24 protein-coding genes and 2 tRNA genes are annotated in these 26,522 nt (G+C 53.9%); 8 read left to right on the top strand and 18 right to left on the bottom strand.

All coding sequences use genetic code 11. The features are described 5' to 3' along the window. Window positions 1-6 precede the first annotated feature (6 nt). The 6 genes from LDN04_RS12210 to LDN04_RS12185 form a co-directional block, all read right to left on the bottom strand. On the bottom strand, window positions 7-834 hold the full coding sequence (locus LDN04_RS12210; RefSeq protein WP_223910848.1) for a phosphoribosylformylglycinamidine synthase subunit PurQ: 828 nt from the start codon (window positions 832-834) through the stop codon (window positions 7-9). Window positions 835-874: 40 nt separating this feature from the next. Continuing rightward, window positions 875-3,865, bottom strand: a complete 2,991-nt coding sequence (locus tag LDN04_RS12205) for a phosphoribosylformylglycinamidine synthase subunit PurS (protein ID WP_223910845.1) — start codon at window positions 3,863-3,865, stop codon at window positions 875-877. Continuing rightward, complete coding sequence (locus LDN04_RS12200; RefSeq protein ID WP_223910842.1) at window positions 3,865-4,947, bottom strand: mechanosensitive ion channel family protein; 1,083 nt, start codon at window positions 4,945-4,947, stop codon at window positions 3,865-3,867. Before LDN04_RS12200 ends, LDN04_RS12205 begins: the two co-directional genes overlap by 1 nt. Continuing rightward, window positions 4,940-6,235, bottom strand: a complete 1,296-nt coding sequence (gene purB / locus LDN04_RS12195) for an adenylosuccinate lyase (protein ID WP_223910839.1) — start codon at window positions 6,233-6,235, stop codon at window positions 4,940-4,942. The genes LDN04_RS12200 and purB overlap by 8 nt, the downstream gene beginning before the upstream one ends. 31 nt (window positions 6,236-6,266) lie before the next feature. Continuing rightward, window positions 6,267-7,037 carry an MBL fold metallo-hydrolase gene (locus tag LDN04_RS12190; protein ID WP_223910836.1) on the bottom strand — a complete coding sequence of 257 codons (771 nt, stop codon included), beginning with the start codon at window positions 7,035-7,037 and terminating at the stop codon, window positions 6,267-6,269. Window positions 7,038-7,194: 157 nt separating this feature from the next. Continuing rightward, window positions 7,195-9,267, bottom strand: coding sequence for an ATP-binding protein (locus LDN04_RS12185; protein WP_223910833.1), 2,073 nt, complete (start codon window positions 9,265-9,267; stop codon window positions 7,195-7,197). A gap of 260 nt (window positions 9,268-9,527) precedes the next feature. Here LDN04_RS12185 and gap point away from each other — a divergent pair, with 260 nt between their 5' ends. The 5 genes from gap (at window position 9,528) to LDN04_RS12160 (ending at window position 13,304) form a co-directional block, all read left to right on the top strand. Next, window positions 9,528-10,526 carry a type I glyceraldehyde-3-phosphate dehydrogenase gene (gene gap, locus LDN04_RS12180; RefSeq protein WP_223910829.1) on the top strand — a complete coding sequence of 333 codons (999 nt, stop codon included), beginning with the start codon at window positions 9,528-9,530 and terminating at the stop codon, window positions 10,524-10,526. A 112-nt stretch (window positions 10,527-10,638) separates the two neighbouring features. Next, window positions 10,639-11,838, top strand: a complete 1,200-nt coding sequence (gene pgk, locus LDN04_RS12175; protein ID WP_223910825.1) for a phosphoglycerate kinase — start codon at window positions 10,639-10,641, stop codon at window positions 11,836-11,838. 73 nt (window positions 11,839-11,911) lie between these two features. After that, complete coding sequence (tpiA, locus tag LDN04_RS12170; RefSeq protein WP_223910822.1) at window positions 11,912-12,667, top strand: triose-phosphate isomerase; 756 nt, start codon at window positions 11,912-11,914, stop codon at window positions 12,665-12,667. A gap of 70 nt (window positions 12,668-12,737) precedes the next feature. Continuing rightward, window positions 12,738-13,139: a preprotein translocase subunit SecG gene (secG, locus tag LDN04_RS12165; protein ID WP_223910819.1), complete on the top strand. Its 402-nt coding sequence runs from the start codon at window positions 12,738-12,740 to the stop codon at window positions 13,137-13,139. A gap of 78 nt (window positions 13,140-13,217) precedes the next feature. Beyond that, a tRNA-Leu gene (locus LDN04_RS12160) sits at window positions 13,218-13,304 on the top strand. Window positions 13,305-13,398: 94 nt separating this feature from the next. On the opposite strand, the gene LDN04_RS12155 is transcribed toward LDN04_RS12160, so the two are convergent. From LDN04_RS12155 to LDN04_RS12145, 3 genes are all read right to left on the bottom strand, one after another. Continuing rightward, entirely contained in the window at window positions 13,399-14,904 is a 1,506-nt protein-coding gene (locus tag LDN04_RS12155; RefSeq protein ID WP_223910816.1) for a TolC family protein, read from the bottom strand. 284 nt (window positions 14,905-15,188) lie between these two features. Next, on the bottom strand, window positions 15,189-15,452 hold the full coding sequence (locus LDN04_RS12150; protein WP_223910813.1) for a hypothetical protein: 264 nt from the start codon (window positions 15,450-15,452) through the stop codon (window positions 15,189-15,191). Between the two features lie 18 nt (window positions 15,453-15,470). Beyond that, window positions 15,471-16,415 carry a class 1 fructose-bisphosphatase gene (locus tag LDN04_RS12145; RefSeq protein ID WP_223910810.1) on the bottom strand — a complete coding sequence of 315 codons (945 nt, stop codon included), beginning with the start codon at window positions 16,413-16,415 and terminating at the stop codon, window positions 15,471-15,473. 192 nt (window positions 16,416-16,607) lie between these two features. Here LDN04_RS12145 and LDN04_RS12140 point away from each other — a divergent pair, with 192 nt between their 5' ends. Genes LDN04_RS12140 through LDN04_RS12130 form a run of 3 tightly spaced genes read left to right on the top strand, consistent with a single transcriptional unit; the run spans window position 16,608 to window position 18,975 of the window. After that, window positions 16,608-17,027: a ubiquinol-cytochrome c reductase iron-sulfur subunit gene (locus LDN04_RS12140; protein WP_223910808.1), complete on the top strand. Its 420-nt coding sequence runs from the start codon at window positions 16,608-16,610 to the stop codon at window positions 17,025-17,027. Window positions 17,028-17,053: 26 nt separating this feature from the next. After that, entirely contained in the window at window positions 17,054-18,157 is a 1,104-nt protein-coding gene (locus tag LDN04_RS12135; protein ID WP_223910806.1) for a cytochrome bc complex cytochrome b subunit, read from the top strand. Beyond that, window positions 18,154-18,975, top strand: a complete 822-nt coding sequence (locus tag LDN04_RS12130; RefSeq protein ID WP_223910803.1) for a cytochrome c3 family protein — start codon at window positions 18,154-18,156, stop codon at window positions 18,973-18,975. The genes LDN04_RS12135 and LDN04_RS12130 overlap by 4 nt, the downstream gene beginning before the upstream one ends. A gap of 78 nt (window positions 18,976-19,053) precedes the next feature. Here the strand turns inward: LDN04_RS12130 and LDN04_RS12125 are convergent, their stop codons facing one another. The 9 genes from LDN04_RS12125 to LDN04_RS12090 form a co-directional block, all read right to left on the bottom strand. Continuing rightward, window positions 19,054-20,802, bottom strand: coding sequence for a CBS domain-containing protein (locus tag LDN04_RS12125; protein WP_223910799.1), 1,749 nt, complete (start codon window positions 20,800-20,802; stop codon window positions 19,054-19,056). 176 nt (window positions 20,803-20,978) lie between these two features. Beyond that, complete coding sequence (locus LDN04_RS12120) at window positions 20,979-21,452, bottom strand: DUF3124 domain-containing protein (RefSeq protein WP_223913387.1); 474 nt, start codon at window positions 21,450-21,452, stop codon at window positions 20,979-20,981. Window positions 21,453-21,604: 152 nt separating this feature from the next. Beyond that, on the bottom strand, window positions 21,605-22,111 hold the full coding sequence (locus LDN04_RS12115; RefSeq protein WP_223910783.1) for a glutaredoxin domain-containing protein: 507 nt from the start codon (window positions 22,109-22,111) through the stop codon (window positions 21,605-21,607). Between the two features lie 650 nt (window positions 22,112-22,761). Next, entirely contained in the window at window positions 22,762-22,887 is a 126-nt protein-coding gene (locus LDN04_RS16845) for a hypothetical protein (RefSeq protein WP_255573406.1), read from the bottom strand. A gap of 63 nt (window positions 22,888-22,950) precedes the next feature. Next, entirely contained in the window at window positions 22,951-23,616 is a 666-nt protein-coding gene (locus LDN04_RS12110) for an NAD-dependent epimerase/dehydratase family protein (protein WP_223910780.1), read from the bottom strand. 53 nt (window positions 23,617-23,669) lie between these two features. Then, window positions 23,670-24,509, bottom strand: a complete 840-nt coding sequence (locus LDN04_RS12105) for an SDR family NAD(P)-dependent oxidoreductase (RefSeq protein ID WP_223910777.1) — start codon at window positions 24,507-24,509, stop codon at window positions 23,670-23,672. A 62-nt stretch (window positions 24,510-24,571) separates the two neighbouring features. Beyond that, the gene (locus tag LDN04_RS12100) at window positions 24,572-25,144 is read right to left on the bottom strand and encodes a TetR/AcrR family transcriptional regulator (RefSeq protein WP_223910774.1); all 573 of its coding nucleotides are present in this window, start codon (window positions 25,142-25,144) and stop codon (window positions 24,572-24,574) included. A 668-nt stretch (window positions 25,145-25,812) separates the two neighbouring features. Continuing rightward, window positions 25,813-25,889: transfer RNA gene (locus LDN04_RS12095), tRNA-Arg, on the bottom strand. 101 nt (window positions 25,890-25,990) lie between these two features. Further along, window positions 25,991-26,506, bottom strand: coding sequence for an adenine phosphoribosyltransferase (locus tag LDN04_RS12090; protein WP_223910771.1), 516 nt, complete (start codon window positions 26,504-26,506; stop codon window positions 25,991-25,993). Window positions 26,507-26,522 lie beyond the last annotated feature (16 nt).

Genomic DNA, 26,522 nt, shown 5'->3' with positions numbered 1-26,522 from the left:
CCCAGATTATATCAGGTTACTGCGCACATACTCCGCCGCATTCCGGAACAGGATCAGGCCGTCCCCTTCCTCGGGAAGCTCTTCCCTGGTCCAGCGGGGGTGGTTGGTCCGGTGCACGAACGCTTCGGGATGGGGCATGAGCCCCATAAGGAGGCCGCTTTCATCACAGATGGCCGCGATAGCATGCTCGGAGCCGTTGGGATTCTCCGGAAATGACATGGTCGGTTCCCCATAGTCCGGGCCGGAATACTTGAAAACAGCCAGGTTGTTCGCCTCGATACGCGCCATCACCTCGGCGGACGCAGCGACGAATTTTCCCTCGCCGTGCCGGATCGGGAGATATATTCCCCGGTCGATGTTGCGGGTGAAAATGCTGGGGGATGCCAGGTTGTTTTTCAGGTACACCCAACGGTCCTGGAACCGGCCGCAGTCATTGAACGTGAGGGTCGCCACCTGCTGCAGATGGTTGCCATCAAATGCCGGAAGAAGCCCCATTTTCACCATGAGCTGGAAGCCGTTGCAAACGCCAAGGATCGGCTTCCCCGCCTGTATGAAGCGGAGCAGCTGGTCGATGAGGTGTTCGCTCAGGTCGTCCACCCGGGCATACTTGAAGCGGTTGGCCTGAGCCTTGGCACTCCCCAGGTCGTCACCGTCGAGGAACCCGCCGGTCAGGTTGAGAAAATGGAAGTCATCTAGCCGCAGGTCACCGGAGAGAAGGTCGGATATGTGGGCGATGACCGCCTCGTCGAACCCCCCGAGCCGGCAGGCGTGCGCCGCCTCCACCTCGCAGTTGGTTCCGTTGCCGGTTATCACTATCGCTCTCGTTTTCGCCATAAATACTCCACTAGTTAAATCCCTGAACCACAAAGGATTATTACAGGTCCTGAAGCTTCCTTTGCCATGCTTCCTTGAGATCCGCGAGACCTGCCCTGATCACGGTGCCGCCGTCGATACCGGTTATGGTTAGAACAGGGTCGGCGGTAACGACACCGATCGCGGCGAAGCAGTTACCCCCCATGGTCGCCTCGAATGCGCCACGATTCTCGGGACGGACGGTGACCAGGTGGCGGGAGGCCGATTCGGCGAAGAGAAGTGCCACGTCGTTTCGCCCCGTATCGCCACCCTTCCAGAGTACCTGGGAAAGGGCGAGGTCCATGCCATAGCCACCGGCAAAGGCAGACTCCGCAGCAGCCACTGCCAGGCCGCCGTCGGAAAGGTCATGACAGGATGCCACCAGACCGGTCATGACCGCTTCGTGGTAAGCATGGTAGCGTTTGTAGGCTTTGATCGTATCGACCTGTGGCACCCGGTTGCCGACGAAACCCCTGAGGGCGAGGTATTCCGAAGCCCCCAGTTCGTCCCCCGTCTTGCCGAGCAGGTAGACGATATCGCCGGGACGCTTGACGTCCATGGTTACCGACTTGCGGGCATCCTCAATCCGGCCGATGACCGAAAAGAGCAGCGTGGGTGGAATGGATATCTTTACCGTCCCATCGTAGAAGTCGTTCTTCATGGAGTCCTTGCCGGAAATGAGCGGCAGGTTATAGGCCATGCAGACGTCGTAGAGCGCCTGGTTTGAACGCACCAGCTGTGCCATCTTGTAATCACCGTCGGGGGTCTTTTCCGACAGGACGGGGTCGCACCAGCAGAAGTTGTCGAGGCCGGCCACCATATCGAGAGCCCCTCCCACCGCCACATAGTTACGCAGGGCCTCATCGATGGCATTGGCGGTCATGTGGTAGGTGTCGATGTCGCTGTAGCGGGGACATATCCCGTGGGCGACCACCACCCCCTCGAAAGAATCGAGAACCGGCCGGACCACCGCGGCATCGGAGGGGCCGTCATTGGCCACGCCGGTGAACGGCTTGACCACGCTCCCCCCTTGCACCTCGTGGTCGTAGCGTCGCACCACCGACTCTTTCGAGCAGATGTTGAGGGCACCGAGAAGTTTCTTGAGGTCGGAGGTGTAATCCGACTGCACCTCGATAGGTGCTTCCTCGTGCCGGGGAGGAGTCCATTTGGCGGGGAGCTGCATGGGGGGAAGCCCCTCGTGCATGAAAGCCACCGGCAGATAGGCGACGGTTCGCTCGCCATGGAGGATATGGAAATACCCCGAGTCGGTGAATTCGCCGAGCACCGATACCTCCACGCCGAACCGCTTCGCCATCTCCGTGAACTCGCCGATCTTTGCCGGCGGCACGGCGAGGCTCATCCGTTCCTGGGCCTCGGAGATGAGGATTTCCCATGGGTTGAGACCGGCATACTTGAGGGGGGCCTTGGCCAGATCCATCCGGCAGCCGCCGCACTCTCCCGACATCTCCCCGATAGACGAAGAGAGACCGCCGGCCCCGTTGTCGGTGATGAAATTGTACAGCCCTTTGTCCCGCGCCCGGATAAGAAAGTCGAACATCCGCTTCTGGGTTATGGGGTCGCCGATCTGCACGGCGGATACGGGAGAGTTCTCGTTCAATTCCTCGGAGGAAAAGGTGGCGCCGTGGATGCCGTCCTTGCCGATCCTGCCGCCTGCCATGACGATCAGGTCCCCCGGTTCGATCTCTTTCTCGTGACTCGGTTTGCCGTTGATGGTGGCCGGCATGATCCCGGCCGTCCCGCAGAAGACGAGGGGCTTGCCGGCGAAGCGCTCGTCGAAGACCAGCGAGCCATTGACCGTCGGGATACCGCTCTTGTTGCCGCCATGCTCCACTCCTTCCACAACCCCTTCGTAAATGCGCCGGGGATGCAGCAGGCGGGACGGCAGCGGCTTGTCGTAGAACGGGTCGGCAAAACAGAAGACATCGGTGTTGAAAATAAGCTTCGCCCCCTGGCCGGTACCGAACGGGTCACGGTTGACGCCGACGATGCCGGTCAACGCACCGCCGTAGGGGTCCAGGGCCGATGGCGAGTTATGGGTTTCCACCTTGAACACCAGCGACCAGTCGTCGTTGAAGCGGATGACACCCGCGTTGTCCTTGAAGACCGAAAGGCAGAAGTCCCTGTCACCCAGTTTCTCCCGCACATCCTTCGTCGTACGCTGGATGAACGACTTGAAGAGGGATTTGATCTCCTGGCGGCTCCCTTTTTCGTCTTCATACTGGACAGTGCCAGCGAAAATCTTGTGTTTGCAGTGCTCCGACCAGGTCTGGGCCAGCGCCTCCAGTTCCACATCGGTCGGCCGCGGGCCGAGCCCCATCGTCTGCCGTGCCTCCCGAACTTGCGGGTCGCGGAAATGGGCCTGGATGATCTGCATCTCCTCCAGGGTCAGGGCAAGGACACCGTCTTTGCTGATCCGCATGAGTTCCTGATCGGAAACCTCGAGGTCGACTTCTCTGACCACGGTCTTTATTTCCCCCAGTACTTTCGGGACGAAGACGGATACGCCGTTCTGAGCGGTAAAAGTTGCCGCATCGAGGATGGTGTAGCGCTGGATGAGGGTATTGCAGAGGAGTCCCGTGGCGATACGCTCCACGTCGGCAAGGGTAAGCTTTCCGCTCAGGAGGTACTGCACCGAGGTGTAAACCCCTTCCCCTTCCCGGAACGGCCTGCCTGTCAGGTATTCAACCGCCTCCCGTGCGGTTCTTCCAACGTTGTCGGTGACGCCGGGGCGCAAACCGACCTCCACCAGATAATCGAAGCCTGCGGCTGCGGGGGTGTCGAGATGCCACTCCTGAATGACCTGGTCGCAAAAAGGACCTGCGGCCGCCTGCTGCAGCTCGGCGTCTCCCAGTTCGGCATCCACCGTATAGACATCGATGGTGCGCACCCGTTCCACCGGCAGGTGCAGAAAATGCTCTATTTCCCGCTTGATCCGCTCGCCGCGGGGGTCACGGACCTGCTCCCTGAGGGCTATTTCTATTCGTCTGGCCATTATTCTCCCTTTTCCATATGGACCGTCCGCGTCGGGAACGGTATGACGATCCCCCTGTCGCGGAAACGTTGCAGTATGAGCGAGTTGATCTTGTCGGAGGTGGCAAAGAGCTTGCCGTAATCGTCGACCCAGAAAAAGAGCGCCATATTGAGGGCACTGTCGCCGAAGGAGACGAAAAATGCCTCCGGGGCCGGATCACGGAGGACGTCCGAAACATCGAGGGCAATTCCCACGAGAAGCTGCTTTACCTGCTCCACATCGCTGCCGTAGGAGACGCCGAGCGACACCCGCCCCTTGGCGCGGATGTCGGGAAATGCCTGGTTGAGCAGAATGGTGTTGCAGAGGTCCGAGTTGGGGATGATGAGCAGCGTATTGTCGAGGGTCCTGATCTTGGTGCTCCGCAGTCCGATGTCCGCAACATCACCCATCTGGCCGCCGGAAAGCTGGATACGGTCCCCGATCCGGAACGGGCGGTCGATCATCAGGGTAAATCCGGAAATCACATGGGCAAGCGTGTCCTTGGCCGCCATTCCGATGGCCAGCGAGCCGATGCCGAGTGCGGTCACAAGGGAGAGGATATCGTAATTGAAGTGTTTGAGGGTGATGATGAGAGCCGTGCCGACGAGAAAGATGACAATGACTTTTTCCGCAAGGGGGATAAGCTGTCGGTCCAGTCCCTCTCTCCCCTTTTCCGCAAGGGTGGCGGCGTACCAGTTCATGATTTCATCGATGACGCGATAGGCGATATTGGTGAAGATGATGACATTGATTACGAATATGGTGCCGGAGGAGATTATCTGCACCTTTGCCGGGAGTTGCAGGTAGTGTACGGCATAGTAGGCACCGGTACAGACCACGAAGAGGGTCAGTGGCGGACTGATCCGCTCCAAAATCCGGTCGTCCAGGTCTGTTTTGGTCGCAGCGGTCAGCCGAGGCGCCACCGAAGCCAGAAAAAACCGGACAAGACAGGACAGGCCGTAGAAAAGCGTGAAGATGACAGCCGCTACGAGGATTTCCTTGAGCCAGTAAAGGTACAGCCCGTCGGACTCTTGCAGTCGATAGAAGTCGAGAATTCTATTCACCAAACACCCTCATGAAAATGGTATCCACATGCTTGAGATGGTAGCCAAGGTCGAAGGACTCGCGGATGTCCGACTCGGAGAGGAATCCCCGTACGTCCGGGTCGTTGAGAAGCTCTTCCTGAAGGTCCTTCTTCTGCTCCCAGACCTTCATGGCGTTGCGCTGGACCAGTTCGTAGGCCCGCTCCCGCGAAGCGCCGGCTGCCGCCAGCTTGAGCAGGACCCGCTGGGAATTGAAAAGTCCCCCCATGAGATTGAGGTTCTTCAGCATGTTGTCGGGATAGACCACCAGGTTGCCGATGAGGCCGATGGTACGGTTGAGCATGAAATCGATGAGGATGGTTGCATCGGGACCGATGATCCGCTCCACCGAGGAGTGGGAGATGTCGCGTTCATGCCAGAGGGGGACGTTCTCAAAGGCAGACACCGCATAGCCCCGTATGAGGCGGGCAAGACCGGTCAGGTTCTCGGAGAGGACCGGGTTGCGCTTGTGGGGCATGGCGGAAGACCCCTTTTGTCCCTTGCTGAAGAATTCTTCCGCCTCCAGCACCTCGGTCCGCTGCAGATGGCGGATCTCCACGGCAAATTTCTCAATGGAAGAAGCGATGATGGCCAGGGTGGAGAAGAACTCGGCGTGGCGGTCACGCTGGATCACCTGGGTCGAACAGGGAGCCGGCTTGAGTCCAGCCCGGGCGCAAACGTATTCCTCTACGCGGGGGTCGATATTGGCGAAGGTGCCGACCGCGCCGGAAATTTTGCCGTAGGAGACCGTCTCCCGGGCAGCCTCCATCCGCCGGAGGTTGCGCCGCATTTCGTCGTACCAGAGGGCCATCTTGATTCCGAAGGTGACCGGTTCGGCATGGATGCCATGGGAGCGGCCGATCATCGGGGTATTCCTGTGCTCGAAGGCGCGCTTTTTGATTGTTTCCATGAGCCGGCGGATGTCGTCGATGATGAGGTCGCTCGCCTCCTGGAGAAGCATGGCAAAGGAAGTGTCGAGCACGTCCGAGGAGGTAAGCCCCAGGTGGACGAAGCGGGAATCGTCGCCGATGTAGTCGGCCACCGACGTGAGGAACGCGATGACGTCGTGCTTGACGGTTTTTTCGATCTCGTCGATGCGGGGTACATCGAAGCTCGCCTTGGACTTGATTCTCTCCAGCGCGTCAGCCGGAATGTTTCCCAGTTCGACATGTGCCTCGCAGGCGTAGATCTCAACATCCAGCCATTTCTGATAGCGGTTCTGGGCTTCCCAGATGCGGGTCATTTCGGGACGGCTGTAGCGTTCTATCACGGTTCCTCTCCTTGTGCTGTTTTAAATAGCGTCATGCCGCCCAGATTTCACTGGGACGGGACTGTTCTCCCACGACGAGTCGGGGAGCACAGAGATTTTGTGAGCCTATCAGCTTCGTTGCCACGTCGAGTGCCACGGACGGATCATTATTAACTTCGGAAAGATGGGCAAGAAATACCGCTTCCAGTCGGGGATGGAGCAGATCACCGAGAAGTTCGGACGAATCATTGTTGGAAAGATGTCCATGCCGCGACTTGATGCGCTGCTTGAGATGCCATGGATAGGGACCATTGAGAAGCATCTCCTCGTCATGATTCGATTCGATAACCAACGCCCGGCACCCCTGAAGCTTGTCTTTCACGAGGCGTGTCGCGATGCCCAGATCGGTGGCCACACCTACCCTTCCGGCAGCAGCTTCGATGAGAAAGCCGACCGGGTCGCAGGCGTCGTGGGTAATGGGAAACGGATCAATGAGGATATCCCTGAACGTGAACTGATAACCCGCTTCGAACTCGATGACTTCGGTCTTCCGTAAAGAGGAGTGGATTTCCCGGCAGGTTGGATAACTGACTAACAGGGGGATCTTCAGCTTGCGAGCGAGAGTTCCGGCACCTCTGGTATGGTCAGTGTGCTCATGACTTACCAGGATGGCGTCAAGATCGCCACCTTCTACCCCTATTGCTGCAAGGCGATTCAGAACTTCAGTCGCAGAGAGCCCGCAATCGACAAGGATCTTGCTGGCGCCGGCAGCGATAAAAATGGCATTTCCCTTACTGCCACTGGCAAGCAGGCAAACCTGCACGACCCCTCCGATGAACTGACGACAGCTTTACATCATTAATCTCGCTCTTGCCGCAAACAACGCTGATTTAGCAGCAATCGGGCCACGGATGCGAATTAATGAGCCAGCCCATTTTTATACAGGAAACCGGGGGGAGATTCAAGGCTAATCTTGGGACTCAGCGGAGAAGATTCAGGTAGTCGAGGGTGGCATCTCCGACAACCGGATTGAGGGGAAGAAGTATATGAAACGTAGAGCCAGGGAAGGTTTCGGGGTTGCAGCCCGAGGATTCCACCCATATCTCGCCGCCATGCATCTCCACGATGCCTTTAGCTATGGCGAGACCGAGCCCGGCGCCTTTGGATTTGAAGGCCACTTTGCCCGTACTGTGCTCTTCGATGTTCCCGACCTCGTAGAACTTGTCGAATATGCGCAACTGGTCATCCCGGTCGATGCCGATACCGGTGTCTTCGATGATGATTTCTACATAGAGGTGACGTTCCTTGCCGATATTCACCACGGGAGCCTGCCCATCGCTGGAGCTCGGCTGCTTGCTCCTTAACAGAAACTTGGCACTAGTGGAAATAACCACCTTCCCCTCGTCGGGAGTAAACTTGATGGCATTCCCAAGAACATTGGAGAGGAGCTGCATGAGGCGGAGCCCGTCCCCTTTTATGGTCGGGATCGATTCGTCAAAGTTGATCACCAGTTCCTGTTTGCGCATGGAAAAGAAAAAACGCATTTCATTGAGGGAAGCTTCCACCAGCCGGTTCACGTTGACATCTTCAAGCTTCAGCTGAAGGCGCCGCTCGTCGATGAGAGAGACATCGACCATATCCTTGATGATATTGTCCAGACGCGCAGCGGCATTGGCGATATTCTCCACCATTTCGATTACCGTTTTGTCAGCCTTGTTGACCATGTCGGTCATGATAAGCTCGGAATACCCCATGATCACCGTGAGGGGGGTTTTCAGCTCGTGGGAAGCAAGACCGAGGAATGAGTCCTTCATTTTGTTGAGCTTAGCCAGATCCGCAGCGCTTTTCTCCAGGTTCTGCATGGTTTCCCGTTCCCTGGTCACATCCCGGAACGTGGCCTGAACGAGTTGTTCCCCGCCGCTTTTGACACTGCTCACGTGAATCCTGCCGACAACCTGGTATCCTTCCTTCCTGACCAGGTTCACTTCCACATCCGTCGGCCTGCCACTCAGTGAATCCTTGAAGTGCCTGTGCACCCGAGGGACGTCGTCGATACCGATGAGTAGCAGGAACTTGGTAAGCGGGAGCCCCACAAGCTCCTGGGCGGAATAACCGAAGAACTCCTCCGCCATTTTGTTGACTATTTTGAGTGTTTCGTCACCACCAACGACAACAATAGCATCACCCGAATCTTCCATAAGCGATTTGTAGAGTTCTTCTGAACGCTCTAATTCGAGGCTGAGGCTTTCCAACTTGAGGTAGGATGTGTGCAGTTTGTTGTGGGTGTTCTCCAGTTCCAAGTACCCTTTCTGAATCTCTTCCTCGCGATTTTTGAGGGATTCGGCCATGGAATTGACGTTTTTCGCCAGTTCATTGAATTCATAGATGGGGATTTCGTTGACACGGGTGCTCAAGTCACCATCGGATATTTTTTTCACACCCGAAAGAAGATTTGAAATCGGCTGCATGATGCTTCGTTTCACGAAGAGAACGACCAGTGAAAAGGAGAGTAAGAAGAATATCAGAAAAACGAATAGGGATCGAAGAATGCCGGCACTGACCCTGTCCGATACGACGCTTTGCTTGAAACCCACATGCACTTGGGCAACCGGTTTGCCATCGGGGGTATTGATGTGGGTTACCGTATCGAAATAGTGCGCATTCTGGCCGATGACATTGACCTGCCTGCCATCTTTGGAGATAAAATAATTATGAATCAGGTTGAGACGGAGGGACTTGAATTGAGGATCACTGAGGAAAAGAGGGGTTCCATCCATATCGGTAATGATGCAGTAGGCAATCTCGGTATTATCCTGCACATACTCCTGGCACTTTTCGGAAATACCCACCATGTCCTTGATATCAAGACCAAGCCCTAGGACCTTTTCCACATTACCTTTGAGTGAATTGCCGATGGTCGAACACCTGAGCACGAGCGAGTTCACATAATCACGGCGCGATCCCGCTATCCCCATGCCGGACTCGGCAAGGATAGTCAGGAACAGAATGATAAAGGAAAACAGGATGATCCGTTTTTCGAGGGAATTCTTCATGGATGAACGGCTGGCTCCACATCAGACCGAAGAATAAATGAAGAGGAATCTTAACATATATTTATGGTCAAATGACAACTAAATTTAACCAAACAATCGGTAAATTCGCAATATACTCTGGCATTTGACCATTTTCCCACCATGTCTTAAAAAATCTTGACGTAAAAAGCCCAATTTGTTTATTATGCATAGGTTATGCGTACCTGATTGTTTTAGTTGGCATTACGTGTCGATGCAAATACAAACAGAAGGAGGCAGTAATGGCTTTGAAAGTAGCAATCAACGGTTTCGGCAGGATCGGCAGGATGGTGTTCCGTGCAGCTCTCAAGGAAAAGAGCATTGAGATCGTCGCGATTAACGATCTAACTGATGCCAAAACCCTTGCCCACCTGTTAAAGTATGACTCCGTCCACGGCGTTCTGAATGCCAAGGTCGAAGCCAGAGGCGATGAACTGGTGGTTAACGGCAAGCCGATCAAGATACTTGCGGTCAGAAACCCGGAAGAGCTCCCCTGGAAAAAATTGAAAGTTGACGTGGTTCTCGAATCCACAGGGCTCTTCACCGCACGGGAGAAAGCCGAGCTCCACCTCAAGGCGGGCGCAAAAAAAGTCGTTATCTCCGCCCCCGCCACCGGCGAGGACATCACTATTGTCATGGGGGTCAACCACAACCTCTATGACCCCAAGAAACACTCTATCATCTCCAATGCCTCCTGCACCACCAACTGCCTTGCACCCGTAGCAAAGGTCCTCCATGAGACGTTCGGCATCGAAAAGGGGCTGGTGACCACTGTCCACTCCTACACCAACGACCAGAACATTCTCGACCTCCCCCACAAGGATCTGCGTCGCGCACGGGCAGCTGCAATGTCCATGATACCCACCACCACTGGTGCCGCCAAAGCCGTTTCGCTGGTGCTTCCCGAGCTGAAAGGGAAACTGGACGGCATGGCGATTCGCGTCCCGACCCCCAATGTGTCGGTCGTAGACCTGGTCGTCACCCTGAAGAAAAAGACCGACGCGGAAAAGGTAAACGCTGCCCTTAAGAAGGCCTCCAAGGGAGCGCTGAAAGGAATTCTCGGGTATGAGGAAGCGCCCCTCGTTTCCATCGATTTCAATGGCAACCCCCTTTCCTCCATTGTCGATGCCAGCTGCACCAAGGTTCTTGATGGCAACTTGGTCAAGGTCCTCTCCTGGTACGACAACGAGTCCGGCTTCTCCCAGCGGGTCATTGACCTCTTGAAACTCATCGGCGGATAAATTCCGCACTCATCAAAAGGGGGGGATTTTTCTCCCCCTTTCTTATTTATACCGTCAGCACAGATTCTGTAAGATTCACTCATATCCAGATTACATTCTTTCAGGAGGTACCATGTCGATTCGTTACCTTGATGAGATTGACAACCTGAGCGGGAAAAAAGTCTTCATGCGGGTTGACTTCAACGTCCCCCTCGACGAGCACCAGAACATTACCGAAGACACCCGTATCCGTGCCGTTCTCCCTTCTATCAATTACGCTCTGGATGCCAATGCCAAGGTTATCCTCGCCTCCCACCTCGGTCGCCCCAAAGGAGAGCGCAAGGTAAAGTATTCGATGGCCCCCGCGGCGAAGCGTCTGTCCCGACTACTGGACAAAGAGGTGAAACTCGCTCCCGACTGCATCGGCGACGAAGTGAAAGCCATGATAGACGCTATGCAGCCAGGCGACGTCCTCATGCTGGAAAATGTCCGTTTCTATGAAGGTGAAGAGAAAAACGATATGGATTTTGCCCGGGCCCTTGCCGATGGGTGCGAAATCTACATTAATGACGCGTTTGCCGTTTCCCACCGAGCCCACGCATCGGTGGAGGCGATTACCCGGTTTTTCCCCGTGGTAGCAGCGGGCTTCCTCATGAAGAACGAGATGAGTTATTTCGACAAGGCAATGAAGAATCCGATCCGCCCGCTCGTTGCCATCCTCGGTGGAGCGAAGGTGTCCGGTAAGCTGGAAGTGCTGGAAAATCTGCTGGGCAAGGTCGACAAGATCATCATCGGCGGTGGCATGGCCTTCACCTTTCTCAAGGCACTCGGCTACAATGTGGGGAAATCCCTCGTGGAAGAAGAGCTTCTGGATACCGCCGTACGGATTCTCGATCTCGCCCGCCAGCAGGGTACCAGGTTCTATCTTCCGGTCGACTGCGTTGCGGCAGATCAGTTCAAACCCGAAGCAGAAACAAAGGTGACACCGGTCCAGGAAATCCCTGAAGGGTGGATGGGGCTCGATATCGGTCCGGCCACGGTTACCCTCTTTACCCAGGCGTTACAGAATGCCAAGACCATCATCTGGAATGGCCCTATGGGCGTATTCGAAATGGATGCATTCTCCCGCGGTACCTTTGCCATGGTTTCCGCCGTTGCCAATGCCCATGCACTCACCATCGTCGGTGGCGGCGATACGGACTCGGCCGTGCACCGTGCCGGTGAATATGCCAAGATCAGCTACATTTCCACCGGTGGTGGTGCCTTCCTGGAACTTTTGGAAGGCAAAAAACTGCCGGGAATCAAAGTGCTGGAAGAAAACGGCCACAAATAGAAATGTCTCCAAAGGGGAGTAGTCCTGATCTGCTCCCCTTTTTCTTGTCTATGACTCACTTACGGGAGGAATCATGAGAAAGCCTGTGATTGCCGGCAACTGGAAGCTGTACAAGACTACGCCGGAAGCCCTTGAACTGGTTACCAGCCTCAAACCGCTTGTGGAGAATAACCAGGGTGTCGAAATTGTCGTTGCACCAGTATTCACCGTACTCGCGAGCATCAAGCAGCCCCTCGCCGGCTCCCCGATTAACCTGGCAGCCCAGAACTGCCACTGGGAGGAGGAAGGTGCTTTTACCGGTGAAGTCTCTCCCAAAATGCTGATCGACGCCGGTTGTTCCCATGTGATCATCGGTCATTCCGAGCGACGTCAATACTTTGGTGAAACCGATGCTACCGTCAACAGAAAGATGAAGGCTGCACTTAACGCCGGACTGACCGTACTCTTCTGTATCGGTGAAACCTTGGCCGAACGTGATGCGGAGCAGACGCTCGAAGTCCTGAAAACGCAGATATGCGGCGGTCTTGAAGGATTGAGTAACGAGCAACTCGCCAAGGTCGTCATTGCGTACGAACCGGTCTGGGCAATAGGAACGGGTAAAACCGCCACGAACGATCAGGCCCAGGATGCGCATTCATTCATTCGCGGTGTTGTGGGAGGGCTTTATGGTCCGGCAGCAGCCGACGCCATGAGGATTCTGTACGGTGGCAGCGTCAAGCCTGACAACATCAAGGGGCTCATGGCCCAGCCCGATATCGACGGCGCCTTGGTAGGCGGTGCGAGCCTGAAGGCCGATTCGTTTGCCGCCATTGTCAACTATCAGAACTAAAATTAGCTTTTAATTTCAGCTGTACTATGATAAAAAGAAAAGTCGCACATCATCGTAAGGGAAAGAACCTATGACCATTTTTCTTGTTATCATTCACGTCACCGTCTGCGTCGCTTTGATCGCCGTTGTACTGCTCCAGTCCGGCAAAGGGGCTGAGATGGGTGCTTCGTTCGGGGCCAGTGGAAGTCAGTCGGTGTTCGGCGCCGGGGGCGGCAGCACCTTCATGAGCAAGATGACCACCGGCGCTGCAATTATCTTCATGCTTACCTCGCTCGTACTGGCGTATCGTGGCGGCCATTCAGGCAGTTCCTCTATTATGTCCTCAAAAGCAGCCCAGAAAGCTGCTCCACAAGCCCCTGCGGCTCCGGCACAGACTCCCCAGCAGACCAAACAACCTTCTGTGCCCCCCGCACCCCAGGGTGCACCGCAAAATCCCCAAGGGGCCGTAGTACCGCAGACACCAAATAAATAATTTGCTCTTGACAGCGCCCTGCTCTAAATGGTATTAAAGACAACTCTTGACGAAGTGATGAATAAATAAAATTTGTTTGCGGTAGTGGCGGAATTGGTAGACGCACCAGCTTGAGGGGCTGGCGGGGGTTACCCCGTGATGGTTCGAGTCCATTCTACCGCACCAATGAAGAAAGGGGTTACGGTTTATCCGTAGCCCCTTTTCTGTTCTTTCACGCCGTTTAACTCACCAACCGAAGCGGCCGTCCCTCGAATTTCTACTACCTCGTTCTGTCATACAATCCATCGACCTCTTTATCACTGATGATGATCCCTTCCCGGTCCAGCAGTTCGCCGGTCGCCTTCCAGTACTGGTTCATGGCGGTATTGTAGTCGGTCAGAGCCTTGTTGTGGTTGCTGCGAGCCGTAGCAAGCGTGTTCTCCACATCGAGAACGTCCTTGATGGTGGCGAGTCCTACTTCGCTTCGGCGGATATAGGCGCGCAGATTCTCCTCTGCATAGGCCCGCGCCCGGTCCGTGACCTCAATCTGTTTATAGGAGGATGCCAGGGCACGAATTGCCGCTCGAACCTCATTGGCAATGGTCTCCTGCTGACTCTGGAGTTGGGTCTCCCCCTGGCTGACTTTGAGCTTGCTTTTGATATACGAGTTCTCTGCAGCGGTGTTGCCCAGCGGGTAGTCGAATTGGAGGGAAATGCTCCAGGCTGGGTAGTTTGCGCTTGATAGCCTGTCCATATCCCTCCCGTAACCGCTCCCCAGGCCATTGAGTCCGGCGCTTGCAACAAGATTCAGATTCGGCAGGGTATTGTTCTTTGCCACCCGCGCCTGTATCTCGCTGGTCTTTATCCCGGTTCGCGCTTCCTTGAGCTCAGGGCGGGCGGCCAGAGCCTTTTTGATCGCACCGTCCTCGCTGGTCTCGATTCGCTCACTACCAGGTTTGTCTGTGGGACGGATGACATCCTTGACATCAAGCTGAAGAAGCAGGCGGAGTACATCCGATTCGTCCTGTACCGACCGCTCGGCATCATTCAGGTCTTTTTCCCGGGATGCAACGCCAAACTCGGCGTTGAGCACCTCCATTGCCGGGAGTACACCCGCCTTGACCCGGGCCTTGGTATCGGAGAGGATTCTCTGGGCATCTTTGAGTGAAACCCGTTTGGACTCCAGGTCTTCGTAGTCATAATAAAGTTTGTAATACTCCGTCTTTACCTGAAGAACCGTCGCAAGAACCTGGCTCTGGTAGTGATAGACCGACCCCTCCTTTGTCCCTAGAGCAACGGCAATGCCGAGCTCGGTCGCATCCCGGCCAAAGTTTTTCAGGAGCGGTTGACTGACGTTCAGTGTCAACGCAGACTGCCAGTAACTGTCTTTTGCAATCGAAGACGGAGCGTTCGTAGTTGAATAATAATTTGAAAAATCAAGTCCTACAGTGGCACCGGTGGGAAACAGCTGGTTAATTCCCGGATCAACGGTAAATGTCTGTTGATGGAGTTTACCAATACCACCCGTTGTAATCGTGCTGACCGGAATGGAGCGCGTATCGGTGTACCCGGTGGTCAGAGTCAGGTGCGGATCGTAGATGCCCCTGTTGAAACGGACATCCGCCTCGTTCATGGCCGGAGTGTAGAGTTGTGCCCGCAAGTCCAGGTTCCGCTCCACCGCCAGCCGCAGCGCTTCCTTCAGCCCCAGGGGATATGACGTTTCGTCGGCTTCGACGACCCCACACATAAGCGCCAGACAGAGCACGGTGAGAATATACTTTTTCACGGTTTGTTCCTCCTCAAGAATCCGTTCAACCACTGCTCCGCTCCCCCTTCGGGAGAGGAGAGCGACTCCTCGTCAATCATCATGGTAACGATGAAACCTGCATGGTGCAGAAAATGAGCTGCACCACTTGCGCAGGAACTGCTGCTGCATCTCGAAACCAAAGGCAAACCCAAATTGGCTCCGTTGTCAAGCTCTTTTTCCGCGGGTGACTCCCATCAATGCACAAAAAATGGCCACCCTTTCCTGGGCAGCCATTTTCGCGTCACAAACCGCTGCACGTGTAGCTATTCTTCATCCTCTTCACCGAACTCATCCACGCCATAGGCCTCGTCGTACCCAAGGTCGTCAGCTCCTTCCACTTCATCGAGTTCATCAGCGAGAAACTGGTCGGGAGAGCGGTCGTCCTCCTCCCTAATTGCTTCGAATTTGGCGAGGATGTCCCCTTTGGTGCAATAGCGGCCATCTTTATGGGCACAAACATCCCTGTCGCACAGGTCGAAGAGCTGTATTTCGCTGCAAAGCCGTTGCGGAGCCTGTTCCTTTTCCATGGGGTCACCTCCCTGCACTCAGTTGCCGTTGGCGTATTCCATCGCCTTGCTCACATCTTCCGTACAGCCAATATAGATGGGCGCACGCTGGTCGAGGCTTTCCGGCTTGATGTCGAGGATCGCACGCTTGCCGTCGCTGGCTGCACCACCGGCATTCTCGATCAAATACGCCATGGGATTGAGTTCGAACAGCAGGCGCAGCTTGCCGTTTGGTGAACCATTGAGGGCGGGATACATGAAAATCCCCTTCCCCTTCAGCAGCACCTGGTTGATGTCCGGGACGAAGCCGCCCGAATAGCGTAGTTTTGCTCCCTTAGCTTCCAGGTAACGGATGAACTTCTCGTTCCCTTCACTGTACTTGTTTCGCAATCCGCCGGGTGAATAGATGTTCCCCTCCGGTTGCATGCGGATGTTTTCCCGGGTCAGGGTGAATTCCATCAGATGGTTCATGGTGAATTCGTGAACTCCGTCCCCCACCGAATAGACCATGGAAACTCGCGGCCCGTAGAGGATGTACATGGCTGCCACCTGTTTACGCCCTTCCTGGAGGAGGTCGCAGCCGGCGTATATGCCGACGATGGTTCCAACCGCCAGATTGACGTCCACCAGGGACGATCCGTCCAAGGGATCGTAGGCAACGGAATACATGCCGTCCGAGTCGGTTGTCACCTCGTAAATCTCGTCCATCTCCTCGGAGGCAATCTTGCAGACCACGCCGGAGTGGATCAGCCGCTTGCGCATGATGCGGTCCGAAAGAACGTCGAGAGCCAGCTGCTCCTCACCGTAAAGATTGGACGTACCCGCCACACCCAGGTCACCGGTCCGGACGGCGTTGATGACGTACTTGCTTGCCTCGGCTATCTCACAGATAAGATGAATCAGATTGTCCTCTATGTTCTTTGCGCGCAGGTGGCGCCTGAGATCTGTTTGAAACTTGGTCTTGCCCGGTTCGCTGTACGGCATCGTTAATCCCCCCTGATCAAATTTATAGTATGGATAAAGTTAATGTAAATGAACCGGCAACGCAAGCAAAAATTGCCGTAAATTCAGCTACTGACTTGACTTCATGCCCCTGCATGATATGCAATACAGGGACGGCAATTGGCCATTAGGCACTTCGCAGCTAACGCCAGACCTTTGAACCAGGGAGCACACATGGATGCACGCAGCAGAAGGAGATTTCTCGGTATATGCCTGGGAGGGGTTCTCGCAGGTGCAGGCGCAACAGTTCTCTATCCCCTTGTCAGCTATCTGGCGCCACGCAGAGGTAGTGGCGGGGGGAGCAAAGTCACTATCCCCGCCGCCGACGTGCCGGAAGGAGCGGCCAAGTTCTTCGAGTACAACGGAAAGACTGCCGTGGTAATCAGGCAGAAAAATGGCGCTTTGGTGGCGCTTTCTGCAGTCTGCACCCATCTTGGCTGTGTGGTGCAATGGCAAAAAGAAAAAGAAGAGTTCCTTTGCCCCTGCCATGGCGGCCGTTTCAACGCTGCCGGTCTGGTCCTCGGTGGGCCACCCCCCAAACCTCTCGAATCAATCCCCGTTGCTGCAGTCAATGGCATCATCACCGTTGGCTGAATTCTATTCATAACCGCGGAGGACGCATGAATCTCGCGAAGCGCATCTATAACTGGGTCGATGTTCGTGTCGGCGCCGGGGAGCTGGTGGAGAAGGAACTCACCGGCTACCTTCTCCCCACCAACATCAACGTCTGGTACTCCATGGGCAGCATCCTCCTGTTCATCTTCAGTATCCAGGTGGTGACCGGGATACTCCTTCTCATCTATTACGTCCCCGACGCCGACAAGGCATTCAAGAGCGTCACCTTCATCATGAACGATGTTCCCTTCGGCTGGCTGATCAGGATGTGCCACGCCGTCGGCTCCAACATGATGGTCCTCATTCTCCTCTTCCACATGCTGTCGGTCCTTTTCATGGGGAGCTACAAGAGCCCGCGGGAAATGAACTGGCTCTCCGGCTTCATACTCCTCACCATGGTCATGGGAATATCCCTCACCGGCTACCTTCTCCCCTGGAGCCAGCTCTCCTTCTGGGCCACCACCGTCGCGACCAACAGCGTCGGCGCCGTCCCAGTCGTTGGTTCGTACCTGGTGGAGTTTCTGCGTGGCGGCAAACTGGTCGGACCTCCGACGTTGGGGCGCTTTTTCGCCCTCCACGTGGCGGTCATCCCCGCTACCATTGCGGCCCTCATTGGCGCCCACCTTTTTTTCCTCCAGCGTACCGGAGTCTCCACCCCTCCCTTCGGTCTGAAGGATACGACAAACCGGTGGCAGGGTGACAGTTACCGCTACGAAAGCCATCCGGGAGGGATTCCGTTTTTGCCCCACTACACACTCCAGGACCTGACCTCCATTTCTGTCTACTGCGCCCTCTTCCTCGGCGTGGTTTTCTTCGATCCGTACATCTTCTTCCCTTCCACTGCGTTCATGCCGGCCGACCCCTTCCAGACCCCGGCCCATATCAAGCCCGAGTGGTACTTCCTCCCAAACTATCAGACCCTTAAACTCTTCCCCAGTGAATTTCTTGGTATCGCCGTACAGGGGGCCGCCATGACCTTCCTGGCACTTCTCCCCTTTATCGACCGGGGAACGGAAAAACATCCTCTGAAACGTCCCCTTTTCATGGCCTGCGCCACAGGGGGGATCATGCTCTATTTCGCTCTTATGATCTGGGGGCACTACTCATGAATCGTATCTTCCTGCTACCGGTTGAAGTGCCCTCTCTCCTTCGTTCAGCACTACTGCTCCTCTGCCTTCTTTCGCTCTCCTTGGTCGCGGTCGCACAGGAAACGGCGACTGTCTGCCTCCAGTGCCATTCTGCCCAAACCGGTCGGGGCGGAAAAGCTGTACAGCCTTGGAAAACGAGCATTCACGCTGCAAACGGTATCTCCTGCCATGACTGCCACGGCGGCGACCCCAAGGATGCGGCAAATGCCATGAGTCCCGCACGCGGATTCCTCGGCGTACCAAAGGAAACCGGTATACCCGCTTTCTGTGGCCGCTGCCACGTCGGTATCCGCGAAGACTACCTGCAGAGTGCCCACGGCCGGGCACTGGGCAAGGGGGGGCCGACCTGCGTCACGTGCCATGGTAGCCATGAGATCGAAAAAGTCACCCTGGAACTGATCAACGAAAAGAGTTGCAGTCGCTGCCACCCCTACGAGCGGGCGGCGAAAATCAAGGCTGCCATGGAGAAAACGGAACAGCAGATTGTGGGGATCGAGGGGCGGCTTGACCGTTTCAAGGGTGAAGGGGTTGATACTGAGACAGCCGACAAGAGTCTGTTCGCCATCAGGAATACCTACCACCGCCTGTTCCACGAGGTCAACACAGCCCGGGTCACGAGCGAGTCGTCGAAACTCCAGGGTGAACTGGCCAGGTTGGACCAGTCTCTGCAGAAGGTTGCAGAACAGCGTGCCAAAAGAAAAATCGCCGGAACGTTCGTTGTCGCCGGCGCACTTGTGGCAGCACTTCTCTTCCATTTAGTGCGCAAGACCTACGATTGATTTTACGTGTAAAAACGGACGGGGTCGATCGGCAATGCCGACGACCCCGATTTCTACCTAAACAAAGAAAATCCCGCCCTACCTTTTCTTTTGCAGTAACGTAAACCTTTGAAAGTTGTTTCTCCCCTGTTCTTTGACTCGGTACAGGGCTATATCGGCGTTTTTAAGCAAGGTCTCCTCATCCTCGCCGTCGTCGGGGAAATCGGCAATCCCGATGCTCGCGGTCACCTTAAAAGTATGGCCGTCGCAGACGAACGGCTTGCGGAATGCCTTAACGATTTTGCCCGCAATCAACTCCGCACTGGCTGCCAAAGCGATCGCCGGCAGAAGGAGCACAAACTCGTCCCCCCCCATCCGTGACACCGTATCGCTCTTGCGCAGGATGCTCAGCAACCGACCACTCACGGCCTTGAGCAGCAGGTCCCCCGTCCCGTGCCCCAGGGTATCGTTGATGTCCTTGAAGCGGTCAAGGTCAAGGATCATCAGTGCCCCTCTGGTGCCGTTTCGCTTCGATGCAGCCAAAGCCTGTGAAAGACGGTCGTTGAGCAGGACACGGTTGGGAAGCCCGGTCAGGGCATCGTGGTAGGCCAGATGGTGTATGGTCTTTTCCTGCTGTCGCCGTTCGGTGACATCATGGAGCATGAGCACGAACCCCACCAGTTTCTTCTGCTTGTCCAGGATACTTGATAGGCTGCCGTCGTAGTAACGGAAAACGCCGTTCCGGTTCATTTCAACGGGGAAGAAGTGCTTCCCCTTCTTTCGTACAATTTCCTGTGCCTTTAGAAGACGGGTCGGGGCAACCCCCTCCAGGGCATGCAGCTCCATGACAGTCCGGCCGATGGCATGGGGGGCATCACAGCCAAAGACTCTTTCCGCCACCGGATTGAAATATTTGATCCTTAATTCTTTGTCCGTAGCGACAATCGCCATGTCGATGGAGGAGCTGAGGATATTGTCTAGGTAGATGGTCTTGTCCAGGAGTTCCCGGGCAGTCTGCTGGAAAATGTCCTCTTTCTCCCGGATGATTTCCTTCAGCGATTCGATATATTTCCCTTCCAACCCTTTGATAATGTCTGACTGGGTGATGATTCCCTCGATCCTCCCCGCACCATCGACCACCAGTATCCGTCGGATCCTGTTCTGCCGCATGGATATGGCAACATTGTGGACGGTCGTTCCGACAGATACTGACACAACCGGGCTGCTCATGACCGTCCCCACCTGGATGGAATCCAGTGTCATGCCTTCGGCCACCAGCCTGACCACGTCCCGCTCTGTCATGATACCGACCGGGCAGTGGTCATCGACCACGACGACACAGCTGATACCCGGCCCCGCCATCCGTTCGAGAATCTGGGTGAGCGGCACGCCAGGGCCAACGGTCACCACTTTCCTCGTCATGACCTGTTCAACCTTCCGCATCTCCATAAAATACTCAAGGCCCAGAATATTGATCAGGTCAGACTGGCTCATCACCCCCAACAGCCTCCCTCCTTGATCAACCACTACGTGATGGCGGATTCGGTTGGAGAGCATAAGGTTGTATGCTTCGTAGACGTTCAGATTACCGTGAATTGTAACCACGGGACTGGTCATGAGATCACTGATCGGCTGGTTTCCGAGGGGAATTCGCCGGTTTGCCACCCTCACCAGGTCCCGCTCCGTAAAGATACCGAGCGGTTTCTTCTTGACCGCAACAACGAGACAACTTATCCGAAAGTTCGCCATGAGGGTCACTGCCTCAATCAGGGGCGTATCAGGAGAGACGGTAATGACTTCACGGGAAACTATTTGACTTATTAAGGTTTTATGTAACGTAATGGCCATCTTTCCCCGGACCTCAATTGGAAATATTCTGCGTTGTAAAGTCGTACAGAAGGTGGTGAAGGATCACATTGGATGCGAAGGGAACGCGTAAGAAACCGTGTATTTGTGTGCCAGAAAGGACGAAGGTGAGCTCGGTGGGAGAGCCTTGACCACCTTCACTGACATTCACTGATACTTTACCTGGCAGTGTCCCGGATTTCCTGCCCCGGGCTCACAAAGGAAATCCCCTGGCCCGATTTCATGCCGATCATCACGCACTCAACGATGGGGACATTCACTTCCCGGCTTGACGTCCATTTGACGATGAAATTTGCGCCTGCGCCGCCGACCGTGTCGTCTTCCGGGATATAAATCGATGTCGATTCCAGCGGCATCAGTGTCATTGGCTGCTGGTAATATTTTCTCACCAGCTTCCCCTTGGTGTCATAGTAATCGGCGGAAACGATGGTGATTGAATTGGACATGTCCGTATTCCGAATACTCAGCAACGTTGCCAGATTGAACGGGATTTTCCGGGGGGCGCTGAAAATATTGGAATAGACGGGCACATAGATTGTCTGCCCCTTGGCGAGCCGATAGTCTGATGCGGCAAGGGATATCCCGTTAAACGACAATATCAGGAGGATACTAACGAAAACACTGATGACCATTTTGACTGGCGGATACGTATAATTCACGACAACCTCCTCTGGGGTATAAATTAAACTGTGTCCACACACCACGTTTTACAACCACTACCGTCCGTATTTTTTAACAGCCCATTTTTCAATATTCAAGGGTTGATTCGATTATTCCGTTTTCCTCACCTGCTGTTATTCAGATAATATTCTAACGATTCCGGCGAAAAGCCGGACATCTTGTTCGATCCGATGATGATCAGCGGAACGCCACGACCGCCAAGCTCCTTGTGGCGCCGATTGGCAGCACTGTCCGTTTCAATATCGTATGCCACATAGGGGATCCCCTTGCTCGCCATGTAATTCTGCGCCTGCTTGCAGTAGCCGCACCAACTGGTGACGAACATCTCCACTGTACCGGTAAAGCGCTCTTTTTTAGGGTGTGCGGCTTGTGACGATGGGAGAGCAGCACTCCTGCCACTCCGTGCCGCAGGTTCCGGTTGAGAGGGAGGTGTTGGGGCGAAGTCTCCGTCGTTGTAGGTCTTCACTTTCTTGCGTTTCTTGGAGATGGGAGGAGGAGTGTCCTTGAAAGTCACCACGCCGTTTTCTTCAACCCATTGGTACATCTCGGCACTAACAGGCGCAAAGGTGAGAAGCAGGACAGCGATGGCGAATAACGTCCTTATGAACATTGATCCTCCTGAGAATACTGAGAAATTAATTGTCGAACGGTTCAAGCATGGCCAGACTAAGAACTTACATTTTTTTGCTTGTTGCGACAATAATCAATCAAGCGACAACTGAATCATATACAGGTTTTTATTAAAAGAGTCTATTTCAATTCTCTAGTCATAATCCATTTCGCCGGGACATTTTCTTAACACGTTGCAGGAGGTAATTCATGCCACGGCTGGCGATACGCTCCCCGAAACTGGCGGCAGGCCCGCTGCGGCGAGTATCCTGTTGACCATGTCCCAGAGGGGGATCGGTTCGCCGTTGGTGATGAAGTAGCAGTTGCCTGCAATGGTGGCGCCGGGAGTCAGCCGGTCGGCGGCGAGTCGCCGAGTATCAGGAGTTTGTGGCGAGGGCCGCCCGGTTGGTCTGTCATGCAGCCCCGGAATTTGTAGTCCCGTGCCAAATGTGCAGGGATGCGGAAGCGCTTGGAGCTACTATGATAGGCACCATCAGCGAGGATGGCAGGATAACATTGCAAGAGGTGCAGCCGGGAGGGGGTGCAAATATCAAAGGTAATACATAGTCAAGTATAGGCCGTGGCGAGTTCGTGGCGTGAGGGCGAAATATGGAGGGGCGACAGTTGGGGGACTGCCGCCCTTCTTGCGTTTCAGATATTCTTGAGGGTGACTTCTACAAACTCCCGCGTTAAAATATGAAGTTGCATCTTTTCTTTATTCTTCTCGTACCATTCAGCGGCTTCCAACTTGCCGGTAATCGCACGCCCTGCCCACATCCAGTCAGCTCCATTTCGAGGGCATAACACTTGACCATAAAACTGACTTGTGATGAATATTTCTTATTTTATGCAGGCATTGATGTCCCTGGCTTCTAACACTGCTTTTACGGCACCTTGTCGGGCTACTGATAGCATGGCTTGCCCAATGGATTCTGTCGTCAGAATCTCATTGGGCAGTACCGCACGCAATAACGGGAACACAAGTTTGAACATCGTGTAAAACAACCGGTACATTGGTGTCTTAGAACGTGCACCATGTAATGGCTGGATGATTCCAGGACGGAATAGATACACTGCTTTAAAGGGGAGTCGTAGCAGGTCATTCTCTGTTCTGCCCTTGACCCTTGCCCACATGGTTCGTCCTGATTCGGTGCTATCTGTGCCTGCACCTGACACATAGACAAAGGTCATCTGCGAATTTAACCGTGCCAAGGTTCGAGCGGCCAATAGTGGTAAATCATGATTTAATCGGCAATACTCGGCTTCTGTCAAACCTGCTGCGGAAGCACCAAGGCAGAAAAAACAGGCATCTAAGTTTTGCAGCTCTGACTCGATAGCGGTGTAATCGAATAAATCCGCATGCACCAGTTCTGTTAACTTCGGATGATGTTGACCAGTTGTCGAACGCCCCACGGTCAGCACTCTTTCAACATCCCGTGCAAGAAGGCATTCACGCAATACCCCCTGTCCAACCATGCCAGTTGCACCAAATATTATGATTTTCACACTATATCCTCGTTATTTGGGATGTTCGTTAAACTTCTTCATAATTTCAGCAGTTATTTTGGATTAGATTCAAATCCAACTGACTCACTCAAGCTACGCCACTTCGCATCAGAATCAGCAAGGTTCTTGGCACATGAATCTGCAACAAACACTGCATCAGTGCCTATAAGAAGGCGAAATGGTGGCTCTGGCATATCGATTAGTTCTACAATAACCTTTGCCACTTTTACAGGGTCACTCACCTCGTTACCAGCGATGGTTTTGAGAAAACCAACAAATGCTCCCACTGTCTGTTCGTATGGTTTGCTGATTGGAGGAATAGTCATAGATGTCCCCGCCCAATCGGTACGCATGCCGCCTGGTTCAAGAACTGTTACTTTAATTCCAAATGGAGCGACTTCTTGAGTGAGAACAGTTGAAAAACCACCAACAGCCCATTTTGCACTCTGATAACCTGCCAAACCAGGTGCTCCTGAACGACCACCTATTGACGAAACCTGTATTATGTGCCCTGAACCTTGCTGTCGCATCACAGGTAATACTGCTTTTGTCATATACACAACACCATAAAAGTTCGTATCGATTTGAGCCTTAAAATCATCAATAGTAACATCCTCGACGCTGGCAATATCACCGTATCCTGCATTGTTCACCAGGACATCAATTCGTCCAAAGGCTTCGACAGCAGCTTTTACTGCATTTGTAGCAGACTCTGGATTTGTAACATCAAGAGCAATTGTACGAACTTGGTCTCCGTATCGCTCAACCAAGTCTTGAAGCTGTTCCGGTTTACGTGCAGTGGCTACAACCATTTCCCCTGCTTCAAGTGCTACTTCTACAATGTTACGACCCAAACCACGTGAACTTCCTGTAACAAGCCATACTTTTGACATTTGTGACTCCTTTTATTGTTGCTATAGAGCGAGTACTCGCTCATTTATAAGCACAAAAAAAACTATGCGTTTACTATTGCACTCCAGAACGCCTCAAAACCGGCATTATTGAAGTATTCAGTTTGAGCAGGATTCCCAGCAATGAAATTCATTGTCGTATCAGCCAGCGACCCCATTATTGCAGATAAAAAACTGGTCGGATAATTACGCAAAAGTCCATTGGCAGTGCTTTCGCTAATCATATTGAAGATGTCTGCAAATGCTTCGCTACCTTGCGTCTTGGTTTGCTCACTTACCTTGTTTGACATACCCAGCTTTGCAAGCACTATCCGCTTCTGAGGATTGGCTACACCCCACTTAACATATGTATTCCAAGCATGTCTGATGCGATTCTGGACACTCTCTGTCTTTGGATAGTCTGACATCATGGACTCACGAAGCTCTTCCTTTATATACAAGTAAAGCTGGTTCAGCAGTTCATCCTTGTTGCTGAAATAAGTGAACAGGCTTCCTTCACCAACTCCAGCAATCTTGGCAATACGTGCTGTAGGCGCACTTACCCCATGTTCAGCTATTTCCTGGATAGCTGCGTTAAGAATTGCTTTTTGCTTGTCTTCACTTTTTGGGCGAGCCATAAAATATCCATTTCTTAACCGAGTACTTACTCAACTATAATTGACCGGAAAAGAAAATGCAAGGGGAAAATCTGTAAAGAGTGAATGGGGGGGAACTGGAAACTTTTGACTATAATACTGAACCTAGGACAAATAGGAATCTTACCTTGCGGCTACAACACCTTGGTCGCTTTCGCAGGAACGCTGGTCGGTTTCACAGTGGATGACCGGTCGCCTTCACATCAGTTCCTTTAGTCGGATTCACCGGAATAGCCAGTTTGTCAAGTACCCGTGTCAAAAGTACCATTTTCACCCTTAGACATCGGCACATAAAGAGAGCTACATCCGATTGACATGCCACCGTATGTATAATACTACTACGCACGATGGAATCACGACGTTCTGAGGGTTTTTAATGGAAAGAGATGAATGGCTTGAACCTATTCGCAAGGAAAACTATCTTGTCAGCGCTACGCTCATTGTCAATGGGAGCGATAGGCAAACGCAACATCGAGCGGGACTCTTCTACAATATGAATATCTTCGCCCTCTTTTCGACAGGTAAGGTGACATAGAAAAACCCCCTAAAAAGCCAGAATGTTCGCGATAAATTCGCAATCCGGATTTCTAGGAGGTTTCGAGAAAAAAAGTACCAGCAAGTCTATACATTTGCCATACTTTTATTGGGTTTGGCGTCCCCGAGACGATTCGAACGTCCGGCCCCTTCCTTAGGAGGGAAGTGCTCTATCCTGCTGAGCTACGGGGACATGAGTGCTCATTTATACCCCACCCTCCCCTGCTTTTCAAGCCTAAAAGCCGTGATCCGGGACTCGGGGTTGGGGCCGATAAAAATTGCCCGTTGTCCGCTTCAAAATTTCAATAGAGAGAATACCTTGCCGGCGGGGAGCTTTTTCCGGCCATCCAGAAACTCCAGTTCGGCCATGAAGCAGCATTCGACAATCTCCCCCCCCATGCTGTTCACCATGTCCACAACCGCCCCCATTGTCCCACCGGTAGCAAGGAGATCGTCGGCGATGAGGATACGCTCCCCCTTTTTGATGGCGTCGGTATGCATCTCAAGAGTGTCGGTTCCGTATTCCAGATCGTAGGTTTTCTTGAAAGTCTCGGCGGGGAGTTTGCCCGGTTTGCGGACGAGAACGATTCCCGCGTTCAGTTTGTAAGCAAGGGCAGCGCCGATGATGAAGCCCCGGGCCTCGACCCCCACCACCTTGTCAATCCGCTGTCCCACGTAACGGTTCGCTATGGAGTCGATCATCCGCTGGTATGATTTGGCATCAGACAGCAGTGTGGTGATGTCCTTGAAGATGATCCCCTTTTTGGGAAAGTCGGGGATGTCGCGGATAATGTTCTTCAGATCGTCCATGTAAATCTACTCCTTG

Source organism: Geobacter sp. AOG1, from assembly GCF_019972315.1.
Classification (GTDB): Bacteria; Desulfobacterota; Desulfuromonadia; order Geobacterales; family Geobacteraceae; genus Geomobilimonas.
This window is presented reverse-complemented; position numbering and strand designations above follow the sequence as displayed.

Coding starts and splice junctions, on each gene's coding strand:
- LDN04_RS16845 (WP_255573406.1), bottom strand. CDS start 22,887: ATGTGGGCAGGGCGTGCGATTACCGGCAAGTTGGAAGCCGCTGAATGG.
- LDN04_RS12090 (WP_223910771.1), bottom strand. CDS start 26,506: ATGGACGATCTGAAGAACATTATCCGCGACATCCCCGACTTTCCCAAA.
- secG (WP_223910819.1), top strand. CDS start 12,738: ATGACCATTTTTCTTGTTATCATTCACGTCACCGTCTGCGTCGCTTTG.
- LDN04_RS12205 (WP_223910845.1), bottom strand. CDS start 3,865: ATGGCCAGACGAATAGAAATAGCCCTCAGGGAGCAGGTCCGTGACCCC.
- LDN04_RS12210 (WP_223910848.1), bottom strand. CDS start 834: ATGGCGAAAACGAGAGCGATAGTGATAACCGGCAACGGAACCAACTGC.
- LDN04_RS12105 (WP_223910777.1), bottom strand. CDS start 24,509: ATGTCAAAAGTATGGCTTGTTACAGGAAGTTCACGTGGTTTGGGTCGT.
- LDN04_RS12120 (WP_223913387.1), bottom strand. CDS start 21,452: ATGGTCATCAGTGTTTTCGTTAGTATCCTCCTGATATTGTCGTTTAAC.
- tpiA (WP_223910822.1), top strand. CDS start 11,912: ATGAGAAAGCCTGTGATTGCCGGCAACTGGAAGCTGTACAAGACTACG.
- gap (WP_223910829.1), top strand. CDS start 9,528: ATGGCTTTGAAAGTAGCAATCAACGGTTTCGGCAGGATCGGCAGGATG.
- pgk (WP_223910825.1), top strand. CDS start 10,639: ATGTCGATTCGTTACCTTGATGAGATTGACAACCTGAGCGGGAAAAAA.
- LDN04_RS12145 (WP_223910810.1), bottom strand. CDS start 16,415: ATGCCGTACAGCGAACCGGGCAAGACCAAGTTTCAAACAGATCTCAGG.
- LDN04_RS12115 (WP_223910783.1), bottom strand. CDS start 22,111: ATGTTCATAAGGACGTTATTCGCCATCGCTGTCCTGCTTCTCACCTTT.
- LDN04_RS12185 (WP_223910833.1), bottom strand. CDS start 9,267: ATGAAGAATTCCCTCGAAAAACGGATCATCCTGTTTTCCTTTATCATT.
- LDN04_RS12135 (WP_223910806.1), top strand. CDS start 17,054: ATGAATCTCGCGAAGCGCATCTATAACTGGGTCGATGTTCGTGTCGGC.
- LDN04_RS12100 (WP_223910774.1), bottom strand. CDS start 25,144: ATGGCTCGCCCAAAAAGTGAAGACAAGCAAAAAGCAATTCTTAACGCA.
- LDN04_RS12150 (WP_223910813.1), bottom strand. CDS start 15,452: ATGGAAAAGGAACAGGCTCCGCAACGGCTTTGCAGCGAAATACAGCTC.
- LDN04_RS12125 (WP_223910799.1), bottom strand. CDS start 20,802: ATGGCCATTACGTTACATAAAACCTTAATAAGTCAAATAGTTTCCCGT.
- LDN04_RS12130 (WP_223910803.1), top strand. CDS start 18,154: ATGAATCGTATCTTCCTGCTACCGGTTGAAGTGCCCTCTCTCCTTCGT.
- LDN04_RS12140 (WP_223910808.1), top strand. CDS start 16,608: ATGGATGCACGCAGCAGAAGGAGATTTCTCGGTATATGCCTGGGAGGG.